General features: G+C 52.5%; 10 protein-coding genes and 1 pseudogene. 2 read left to right on the top strand and 9 right to left on the bottom strand.

Features of this window, described 5'->3' with window-relative positions:
• Together PUZ33_RS19370 and queC are read left to right on the top strand one after the other, a co-directional pair.
• A pseudogene (locus tag PUZ33_RS19370) lies at positions 1 to 838 on the top strand (SgrR family transcriptional regulator); the annotation flags it as partial.
• A 66-nt stretch (positions 839 to 904) separates the two neighbouring features.
• The gene (gene queC / locus PUZ33_RS19365) at positions 905 to 1,600 is read left to right on the top strand and encodes a 7-cyano-7-deazaguanine synthase QueC (protein ID WP_252107642.1); all 696 of its coding nucleotides are present in this window, start codon (positions 905 to 907) and stop codon (positions 1,598 to 1,600) included.
• Between the two features lie 2 nt (positions 1,601 to 1,602).
• On the opposite strand, the gene PUZ33_RS19360 is transcribed toward queC, so the two are convergent.
• From PUZ33_RS19360 to clpP, 9 genes are all read right to left on the bottom strand, one after another.
• Complete coding sequence (locus tag PUZ33_RS19360) at positions 1,603 to 1,932, bottom strand: addiction module antidote protein (RefSeq protein ID WP_013095863.1); 330 nt, start codon at positions 1,930 to 1,932, stop codon at positions 1,603 to 1,605.
• Positions 1,919 to 2,272, bottom strand: a complete 354-nt coding sequence (locus PUZ33_RS19355) for a type II toxin-antitoxin system RelE/ParE family toxin (protein ID WP_020686128.1) — start codon at positions 2,270 to 2,272, stop codon at positions 1,919 to 1,921. The genes PUZ33_RS19360 and PUZ33_RS19355 overlap by 14 nt, the downstream gene beginning before the upstream one ends.
• 46 nt (positions 2,273 to 2,318) lie before the next feature.
• Entirely contained in the window at positions 2,319 to 2,717 is a 399-nt protein-coding gene (locus PUZ33_RS19350; RefSeq protein WP_014830880.1) for a YbgC/FadM family acyl-CoA thioesterase, read from the bottom strand.
• 99 nt (positions 2,718 to 2,816) lie between these two features.
• Positions 2,817 to 3,197, bottom strand: coding sequence for a helix-hairpin-helix domain-containing protein (locus tag PUZ33_RS19345; RefSeq protein ID WP_252107641.1), 381 nt, complete (start codon positions 3,195 to 3,197; stop codon positions 2,817 to 2,819).
• 148 nt (positions 3,198 to 3,345) lie between these two features.
• Positions 3,346 to 5,217: a peptidylprolyl isomerase gene (gene ppiD, locus PUZ33_RS19340; protein WP_038418799.1), complete on the bottom strand. Its 1,872-nt coding sequence runs from the start codon at positions 5,215 to 5,217 to the stop codon at positions 3,346 to 3,348.
• A 212-nt stretch (positions 5,218 to 5,429) separates the two neighbouring features.
• Positions 5,430 to 5,702, bottom strand: a complete 273-nt coding sequence (gene hupB, locus PUZ33_RS19335) for a nucleoid-associated protein HU-beta (protein ID WP_002444653.1) — start codon at positions 5,700 to 5,702, stop codon at positions 5,430 to 5,432.
• A 210-nt stretch (positions 5,703 to 5,912) separates the two neighbouring features.
• Entirely contained in the window at positions 5,913 to 8,267 is a 2,355-nt protein-coding gene (gene lon / locus PUZ33_RS19330) for an endopeptidase La (RefSeq protein WP_013095859.1), read from the bottom strand.
• A gap of 184 nt (positions 8,268 to 8,451) precedes the next feature.
• Positions 8,452 to 9,726, bottom strand: a complete 1,275-nt coding sequence (gene clpX, locus PUZ33_RS19325; protein ID WP_013095858.1) for an ATP-dependent protease ATP-binding subunit ClpX — start codon at positions 9,724 to 9,726, stop codon at positions 8,452 to 8,454.
• A 127-nt stretch (positions 9,727 to 9,853) separates the two neighbouring features.
• On the bottom strand, positions 9,854 to 10,477 hold the full coding sequence (gene clpP, locus PUZ33_RS19320) for an ATP-dependent Clp endopeptidase proteolytic subunit ClpP (protein ID WP_013095857.1): 624 nt from the start codon (positions 10,475 to 10,477) through the stop codon (positions 9,854 to 9,856).
• Positions 10,478 to 10,495 lie beyond the last annotated feature (18 nt).

Below are 10,495 nucleotides of genomic sequence, written 5' to 3'. Positions count from 1 at the left end.
TCTTAACCACCCGCTGATCAAGGCGATTGAATACTGGATCACGCCGACGCTATTTGATTACGGACTGGGGACCAGCTGCCGTCATCCGGTGCAGATTGCCATTGGCGAGCCTGATGAACTGGAGAGCCTGCGGCTGGTAAGTAACAGCACCAGCCTGGGCTTCTGTTATCTCACCCTGAAACAGAGCGACCAGATGAATGCACTGCAGGCTCGGCGGCTGATCAATATCATCCATCTCTCAACGCTGCTGCATACGCTCCCGCTGAACGAAGGGTTGATTACACCAACAGAAGAGCTGCTTCCAGGCCTGCCTATTCCCCGGTGGCCGGACTTAACGCACGTTTCTTTACCGGCAGCGTTAACCCTCGTCTACCATTTGCCCGTTGAGTTACACACCATGGCAAACCAGCTAAAACAGTATCTTGCGCAGCAGGGCTGCGAACTGACCGTTATCTTTCACGATGCGAAGACGTGGGACGGATGTCCGCAGCTTGCCGATGCGGACATGATGATGGGAGACAGGCTGATTGGCGAAGCGCCGGAGTATACACTTGAACAGTGGCTTCGGTGCGATACCCTCTGGCCGCATCTGCTAAGCGCGCCGCAAGTTGCGCATCTGCAAGCCACGCTGGATGCCGTTCAGACTCAGGCCGATGAGCAGGCAAGACACGCTGGCCTGAGAGCCATCTTTACCCGGCTGATGGATAATGCGGTGCTGACGCCCCTGTTTAACTACCAGTATCAAATTAGCGCGCCACCGGGAGTAAACGGAATACGACTGAATACCCGTGGCTGGTTTGATTTCACTGAAGCCTGGCTTCCAGCCCCCCGGTCGTGAAGAAGCTGGTCGTCGCCGAAGTCAGACGGTAACATAATGTTTTTACCGTAACTGTCGAGATGATTTATGAAACGTGCCGTCGTCGTGTTCAGCGGAGGACAAGATTCCACTACCTGCCTGGTTCAGGCGCTTCACCAGTACGATGAAGTGCATTGTGTCACTTTCGATTATGGCCAGCGCCATCGCGCTGAAATCGACGTTGCCCGCGAACTGGCGCTGAAACTGGGCGCACGCGCGCATAAGGTGCTGGACGTCACGCTGTTAAACGAACTGGCCGTCAGCAGCCTCACTCGCGACAGTATTCCTGTTCCTGATTACAAACCTGACGCCAGCGGTATTCCCAATACCTTTGTGCCGGGCCGTAATATTCTTTTTCTGACCCTGACGGCCATCTACGCCTACCAGGTGCAAGCCGAAGCGGTGATCACCGGCGTTTGCGAAACCGACTTCTCCGGTTACCCGGACTGCCGCGACGAGTTTGTGAAAGCGCTTAATCTTGCGGTAAATCTGGGGATGGCCAAGGAGACGCGCTTTGAAACGCCGCTAATGTGGCTTGATAAAGCGGAAACCTGGGCACTGGCGGACTACTGGGGCAAACTGGATCTGGTTCGCAGCGAAACCCTGACCTGCTACAACGGCATTAAAGGCGACGGATGCGGCCAGTGCGCCGCCTGTAACCTGCGTGCCAATGGCTTGAATCACTACCTGGCAGATAAAGCCGGTGTGATGGCCGCAATGCAGAAAAAAACCGGGCTGAAATAGGGTTATTTGACCGTGCTGTCGAACAGTTTTACACCGGCAGCACGCGTGACTTTCATTAGCGTCGTCAGTGTTGGATTGCCATTATCAGACAAGGTTCGGTATAGCTGCTGGCGGGAAAGACCTGCTTTGGCAGCAATTTCACCTATGCCGCCGCGGGATTCGATGACCTGGCGGAGTGCAATGAGATAGGCAGGGATCCCCTGATCCTCATAAATTTCTTCCAGTGCTATTTGCAGGTAAAGTTGAGCGTAGGAAGGGTTTTCACGAAGCATTTTTACAACCGCATCGTGATGGTTAACAGAACTTGAATAGTGTCGTTTAGAAGTGCTCATCTGTTTTTCCTTTAGATAGATGATCTTTCAAGAAATCTACCGCCTGTTTAACATCTTGTTTTTGACTCTTCTTGTCACCACCGATGAGTAACAACAAGACCCTCTGATGCTCTACGGCAAAATAGATCCTGTAACCGGGACCACTATCAATTCGCATCTCCCAAACACCTTCTCTAAGGTATTTGTAATCACCAAAATTATGCTTTATTGCACGGTTAATACGCATAAGGATCCGTAAAACGGTCTCCGGATCCTTTCTACGCATCCTGGTTATCCACTCCTCAAACGGCACTTTGCCGTCACGGGTCCGATAACGCTCAACAACATAGTCCCTGTCCATTATTCTATCCCTAGAAAAACACTTTGTCTTTTATAAAAGACAAAAATCACACGATCATCAACTCCAGCTTTTCCCGCAACTCCCCTTCCAGCGGCAGTGCTTTCTGCGTTTTCAGATCGATACAAACGAAGGTGATCAGCGCATCGGCTACCACCTGCCCTTCCGGATCCAGCGTCACGACCTGACTGAGCACGCCGCTCTTCCCGTTTAGCTGTTGCACCTGGCTGGTCACTGTAAGCACATCCCCCAGCACGGCCGGGCGACGGTAGTTGATATTGATGTTGACGACCACGAACGCGATGTTGTGCGCGGTCAGCCATTGAAAGCTTTCGCTGTTTTCCAGCCCATCCCAGCGCGCCTCTTCAAGAAATTCGAGATAGCGGGCGTTATTAACGTGCTGGTAAACATCAAGATGAAAACCGCGTACTTTGATTTTTGTCTGCATAGCGCAATAGCCTTTACTGTTGTTATAGGATAAGAGGTCAAGACTGGTATGACCTCTTTATCCTGGCAAACTTTTGCGGCTGTGCAAGTAAAACTGAGATTACAACGTCAGGTGTGAGAGGTTGCGCTCAACCAGTGAACTGCCCATCCCCGGAACCTGCCTGAGGTCGTCAACCGTTTTAAACGGGCCGTACTCTTCACGGTAGCTGACGATAGCCTGCGCTTTTTTGAGCCCTACGCCGTTCATCACGCGGGCGAGATCTTCAGCCGAGGCCGTATTGATGCTGACGCGTGTACCGTCGTCCTCTGTGCTTTTGCCAGGTTCAGCGGCTTTAGTTTGGGCAGATGCTTGTGCAGCGGGGTCCGTTTTGCTCTGTACAGACTGCGTTTTGGCTGCGGGGGACGCCGCCAGTGCGCCTGCGCTCATTCCGGTGGTGGTAATAGCCAGTGTGATTAGCAGTGCTTTGATTCCACATTTCATGCTGTTATCTCCTTGTTTGTTGACAGCCACGTCACCATAGCCGTCAGCCAAAAGAGGCTCAAACATGCGTTTGCAGAAATGGAAAAGGCCGCGAAAGCGGCCTTCAGGGTTTGCAGAGCGTTACGAAAATCTGCGAGCAGATACGTAATTATTGCTGCTGAGTGATGGCATCGCCCAGCTTGATTTTGGCTTCTTTACGCAGGTTGCTCATCATCGCTTCGAAAGCAATCTGGGCATTGTTCTGGGTGATACCCTGAACCATTGCTTTCTTTTGCGCTTCTGGCATGGTGCCGGCTTTCACTTCATCCAGCGCCAGCAGAACGACGTTCCCCTGCATGTCGGTTGTTGTCCCGAAGCTCGGTTTGTCTTTCGCTGGCAGGCTCAGACCAAACACAGCCTGGCTGATTGGGTCCTGACCGGTACGGCTCAGCGTTTTCGCGTCACCGAAGCTCAGACCCGCCGCTTTCAGGGCGTCTTCTTTACCGGCTTTCAGGTCAGCCAGGATCTTCTCAGCATCCAGTTTTGCCTGCTGTTCCGCTTTGCTATGTTTAACCTGCGCCACAACCTGATCTTTCACTTCCGCCAGCGGTTTTACCGCTTCAGGCTTGTGCTCGCTCACGCGCAGAACAAACGCACGGTCACCGTCAACGGTAATGATATCGGAGTTGCTGCCCGGCGTACCGTTCTCACCCACCAGACCACCGTTGAAGATGGCATCCGAAACCGGTTTGAAGTTCAGCTCTTCCGGCAGGTTGTCACGGCCAAACCAGCCGGTCTCTACCGCTTTCACGCCAGCAGCCTGCTCTGCACCGGCCAGAGATTCGTTGTCGTTGCTCGCCGCATCGCTCACTTTCTGCTGCAGAGCATAGTACGCATCAAGCGCTTTTTCCTGCTTCACTTTGGCGGCGATATCATCACGCACCTCAGCCAGTGGTTTGGTTTTAGCGGCTTCGATATCATCCAGACGCGCAACCAGGAAACCAACGGACGATTTAATCACACCCGACAGCTGGCCCTTGTCTTTCAGACCGGCATTTTTCAGCTCATCCGGCGTAGTCGCCGCTTCCAGCCAGCCCATATCGCCGCCATTTTTGGCAGAGATGATGTCGGTGGATTTTGCTTTCGCGACGGTGGCGAAATCTGCGCCTTTGTTCAGCTCATCCAGCACCGCTTTGGCATCGGCTTCGGTTTTGGTCTGAATCACGCTGTAGCGGTTACGCTGCGGCTGAGTGAACTGATCCTGATGCTGATCGTAGTAAGACTGGATTTCTGCATCAGTCGCGGTTTCCTGCAACGCAGCAGCATCCAGCTTGATATAGCTCACGCGGAACTGCTCAGGTGCAACAAAGCTGTTTTTATTCTGCTCGTACCAGGCATTAACCTCTGCGTCGCTCACCTGCTGCTTCGCCGCGAGCGCATTCACATCGATGGTCGCCTGACGCACAACACGCTGCTGTGCCACCAGGGCTGCCAGTTCGTCAGTTTCACCTTTGAGCATGAAATCAGTACCAACCACCGCATTGATGAGCTGTTGCGTCGTCAGCTGGTTACGCAGCGCCTGCGCGTATTGATCGGCCGTCATGCCCATCTGATTCACAATGCTGTTATAGCGAGCGTTGTCGAACTTGCCGTTAGACTGGAAAGCCTGAGTCGAGAAGATGGCTTTTTTAACCTGCTCATCGCTGATACCCAGACCCAGTTTTTTGGCATATTGATCGAGGAGCGCTTCGTCAATCAGGCGGTTCAGCGTCTGCTGGCGCAGGGTTTTCATGTATCCTTCGTTCGCAGCCAGCTCTGAGAATTGGTCGCCCAGCTGTTGCTGCATACGGTTACGTTCACCGGCAAACGCGTTCTCGAACTGACCGCGGCTGATTTCCTGGCCGTTCACTTTTGCGGCATAGTTTGCGCCACCGCCGATAAGGTAACTGCTCACGCCGGTCAATATGAACGACACGATAATGATACCGAAAATAATCTTGAGCACGAGACTGTTAGCAGCCGTGCGTAAGCTGTCCATCATGGTGTAACAACACTCCGCTGTAGGTGACTGGTTACCTGACGCTAACGGAAAATCCTGACCGTCGCGCGTAAAGGCGTATTGTGACAAGAAAACGGGGCGATTGTCAGCCCACAACTCGCATAAACTCGCACAAATCAGGTCTGGACAAATAAAAAAGGCACATCAAATGATGCGCCCTTGTACTTTTCGGCTTCCCTGAAACGGGAAAGCAATCAGTTTACTGCGTCTTTCAGCGCTTTACCTGCACGGAAACCCGGCACTTTAGCGGCAGCAATGGTGATCTCTTTACCGGTCTGAGGGTTGCGGCCAGTACGGGCAGCACGCTCTTTAACAGCAAAAGTACCGAAGCCTACCAGTGCAACGTCGTCCCCAGCCTGCAGAGATTCAGTAACAGAAGCAATTAATGCATCTAACGCACGTCCAGCTGCAGCTTTAGAAATATCAGCACCAGCAGCAATTTTGTCAATCAGTTGAGATTTATTCACTGTTCTCTTCCTCTCTTTATAATTTATATCGCGCCTGAATCCTTCACAACGCGACCGCGCAGCAGTTATATCAGGCCTGCCATGACCTTACAACACCCGTTGTTGATGGCTGACCTAATCAGCAATCTAAATTAGCTATACAAAAAAAGGCTGGCAAGTGCGAAATGACTTACCAGCCTTGTTTTTATTGACGCTCTTTGCGCGAGGTCACTATTTTGCGGTCACAACCTGCATTCCGGAGGGTTCATTCTGCAATGCGAGAGTAAGAACCTCCTCAATTCGCTTAACAGGATGGATCTGCAGATCGGCAATCACGTTGTCCGGAATTTCTTCCAGATCGCGTTTATTTTCGTAAGGAATCAATACGGTTTTGATCCCACCACGATGTGCCGCCAGCAGTTTTTCTTTTAACCCACCAATTGGCAGAACCTGACCACGCAGGGTAATTTCACCGGTCATTGCGACATCAGCACGCACCGGGTTACCTGTGAGACAGGAGACCAGCGCGGTACACATCGCGATACCGGCGCTTGGGCCATCTTTCGGCGTTGCCCCTTCCGGGACGTGAACGTGAATGTCGCGTTTTTCGTAGAAATCCGGGTTGATCCCCAGTTTCTCCGCACGTGCGCGAACCACGGTCAAGGCCGCCTGGATGGACTCCTGCATGACTTCACCCAGAGAACCGGTGTAGGTCAGCTTACCTTTACCTGGCACACAGGCGGTTTCGATGGTCAGCAGATCGCCGCCCACTTCCGTCCATGCCAGACCGGTGACCTGACCCACGCGGTTTTCGTTGTCCGCACGACCATAGTCGAAACGCTGAACGCCCAGATAGGCATGCAGATTGTCGCCGTTAATGGTGATGTGCTTCAGGCTCTTATCCAGCAGCAGCTGTTTCACCGCCTTACGGCACAGTTTCGAGATTTCACGCTCAAGGCTACGCACGCCCGCTTCGCGAGTGTAGTAGCGAATGATGCCGATAATCGCGCTGTCTTCGACGGTCAGTTCGTTGGCTTTCAGTGCGTTACGCTCAATCTGTTTTGGCAGCAGATGCTGCTTCGCAATATTCAGCTTCTCGTCTTCGGTATAACCAGACAGACGGATCACTTCCATACGATCCAGCAGCGGAGCCGGAATGTTCATGGAGTTGGAGGTCGCCACGAACATCACATCGCTCAGATCGTAGTCCACTTCCAGGTAGTGATCGCTGAACGCCACGTTCTGTTCTGGATCAAGCACTTCCAGCAGAGCCGAGGCCGGATCGCCACGCATATCCGACGACATTTTGTCGATCTCATCGAGCAGGAACAGTGGGTTTTTAACCCCTACTTTCGCCATCTTCTGGATCAATTTACCCGGCATAGAACCGATGTAGGTACGACGGTGGCCGCGGATTTCCGCTTCGTCGCGTACGCCACCCAGCGCCATACGGATATATTTACGTCCGGTCGCTTTCGCAATGGACTGACCCAGAGAGGTTTTACCTACCCCTGGCGGTCCAACCAGACAGAGGATTGGGCCTTTCAGTTTGTTTACACGGCTTTGTACCGCGAGGTACTCAAGGATGCGGTCTTTAACACGCTCCAGGCCGTAGTGGTCGGTATCCAGGATCTCCTGCGCCTGACGCAGGTCTTTTTTGACCTTGCTGCGGGCGTTCCACGGCACCTGAACCATCCACTCGATGTAGCCACGCACCACCGTCGCTTCAGCCGACATCGGAGACATCATTTTCAGCTTCTGCAGTTCAGCTTCCGCTTTCTCTTTGGCCTCTTTCGGCATTTTTGCCGCGTCGATCTTACGCTTCAGCGCTTCGTTTTCGTCCGGCGCGTCGTCCATCTCGCCGAGTTCTTTCTGAATGGCTTTCATTTGCTCATTCAGATAGTACTCACGCTGCGATTTTTCCATCTGCTTTTTCACGCGGTTGCGAATACGCTTCTCAACCTGCAGCAGATCGATTTCAGACTCCATCATCGCCATCAGATATTCCAGACGTTCATTAACGTCGGACATCTCCAGCACGGACTGTTTGTCCGCCAGCTTCAGCGGCATATGCGCTGCGATGGTGTCCGCCAGACGTGCGGGATCGTCGATGCTGTTCAGCGACGTCAGCACTTCTGGTGGGATTTTCTTGTTCAGCTTGATATAGCCTTCAAACTGGCTAATCGCGGTGCGCACCAGCACTTCCTGCTCGCGCTCATCAAGCTGAGGCGAATCAAGGTACTCTGCCTTGGCAGAGAAATGTTCGCCATTGTCAGACAGGGTGGTAATACGCGCACGCTGCAGGCCTTCTACCAGCACCTTTACGGTGCCGTCAGGCAGCTTCAGCATCTGCAAAATAGAGGCCACGGTCCCGACGGTGAAAAGATCGTTTACACCCGGCTCATCCGTCGAAGCTTCCTTCTGCGCAACCAACATGATTTTTTTATCATGATCCATGGCGGCTTCGAGGCAACGGATAGATTTTTCCCGCCCTACAAATAAGGGTATGACCATGTGCGGATAAACCACCACATCGCGCAACGGCAATACGGGGATTTCAATGCGTTCAGAACGCTCAGGATTCATAGAGCTCTCTCTTAGTTTAGTGTCCGCCAGGTAAACTGGTCATGTAACTGTGCTTCACACAACCATTAACATGTAATCCAGTATATGGGGATGTTTCCCACACATTCAACGCCATGAATACGGAAAAAGTAAAGGGGAGATAAAATCCCCCCTTTTTGATTAACTGCTTGTATGATTTGGTGAATTATTCGCCAGATGCCTGCTGCGCTTCCGGTTTCCCGTAAATCAGCAGCGGCTTGCTTTGACCACCGATAACGGACTCGTCGATAACCACTTTTTCGACATCTTCCATGGAAGGCAGGTCGTACATGGTATCAAGCAGCGCCGCTTCAACGATGGAACGCAGACCACGGGCACCGGTTTTACGGATCATCGCTTTCTTCGCAATTGCATCCAGCGCTTCATCACGGAATTCCAGCTCAACGCCTTCCAGGTTAAACAGCGCCTGATACTGCTTGGTCAGCGCGTTTTTCGGCTCTTTCAGAATCTGGATCAGCGCTTCTTCACTCAGTTCATTCAGCGTAGCCACAACCGGCAGACGCCCAATGAATTCTGGGATCAGACCAAACTTGATCAGATCTTCTGGTTCAACCTGAGACAGCAGTTCGCCTTCGTTCGCTTTCTCGGATTTGGCCTTCACCGTTGCGCCAAAACCAATGCCTGAGCCGGTTTCAACACGGTGGGAGATAACTTTATCCAGACCGGCGAAAGCACCGCCACAGATGAACAGGATCTTGGAGGTATCAACCTGCAGGAACTCCTGCTGCGGATGTTTACGGCCACCCTGCGGGGGCACTGCGGCAACGGTCCCTTCGATCAGCTTCAGCAATGCCTGCTGTACACCTTCCCCTGATACGTCACGGGTGATAGACGGGTTGTCTGATTTACGGGAGATCTTGTCGATCTCATCGATATAGACGATCCCGCGCTGGGCTTTCTGTACGTCGTAATCGCACTTCTGCAGCAGTTTCTGGATGATGTTTTCCACATCTTCACCCACGTAACCGGCCTCGGTCAGGGTGGTGGCATCCGCCATGGTGAACGGCACATCCAGCAGGCGTGCAAGCGTTTCAGCCAGCAGCGTTTTACCGGAACCGGTCGGGCCGATCAGCAGAATGTTACTTTTACCCAGCTCAACGCCATTGCTGGTATCACCGTTACGCAGGCGTTTGTAGTGGTTATATACCGCTACCGCCAGCACTTTCTTAGCCTGCTCCTGACCGATGACATAGTCGTCCAGATGATGACGAATTTCATGCGGTGTCGGCAGCGCGCTACGCTCACGGTGAGGCGCTACTTCTTTAATCTCTTCGCGAATGATGTCATTACATAAATCAACACATTCGTCGCAGATATACACGGACGGCCCGGCAATCAGTTTACGCACTTCATGCTGGCTTTTGCCGCAAAAAGAGCAGTACAGCAGTTTGCCCGAACCATCTTTGCGTTTATCTGTCATGAGTCCAAACCTCTTTTTAAGTTCTTTGTGCCGCACATGACGACGCAAATGCCATTTTCAGACGCAAGCTGCTCTCAAGCAGAGTGCCGCTTTACCTTAGTATAGCGGCACACTCGCGTCGCGGGCATCAATTACGATGGGTCAAAATGGAGTCGACTAAGCCGTACTCAACAGCCTCTGAAGCAGAGAGGAAGCGATCGCGCTCGGTATCGCGCTCGATCTGCTCAAGAGATTGACCCGTATGCTGCGCCATAAGTTCATTCATGCGCGCTTTTACTTTCAGAATTTCGCGGGCGTGGATTTCGATATCCGTCGCCTGCCCCTGGTAACCACCCAGCGGCTGGTGAATCATCACACGGGAATTCGGCAGGCAGAAACGTTTGCCTTTTGCCCCTGCGGTTAACAGGAAGGCACCCATAGATGCTGCCTGACCCATACAGATAGTGCTCACATCAGGCTTGATGAATTGCATGGTGTCATAAATGGACATACCTGCCGTAATCACGCCGCCTGGGGAGTTAATGTACAGGTAAATGTCTTTTTCCGGGTTTTCCGCTTCCAGAAACAGCATCTGCGCCACGATCAGGTTCGCCATGTGGTCTTCCACCTGGCCGGTCAGAAAGATAACGCGTTCCTTGAGCAGACGGGAATAGATATCAAAAGAACGCTCACCACGTGAGGTCTGTTCAATAACCATTGGCACCAGAGCCATATGGGGTGCAAAGTTATCTCGTTCGCCACTGTATGACATTTCCGTCTCCTGGATCAA

The organism is Enterobacter cloacae complex sp. 2022EL-00981 (genome assembly GCF_028737495.1).
GTDB classification, from domain to species: domain Bacteria; phylum Pseudomonadota; class Gammaproteobacteria; order Enterobacterales; family Enterobacteriaceae; genus Enterobacter; species Enterobacter cloacae.
Note: the sequence above shows the minus strand (reverse complement) of the source record. Positions and strands in the feature narration are given on the sequence as shown.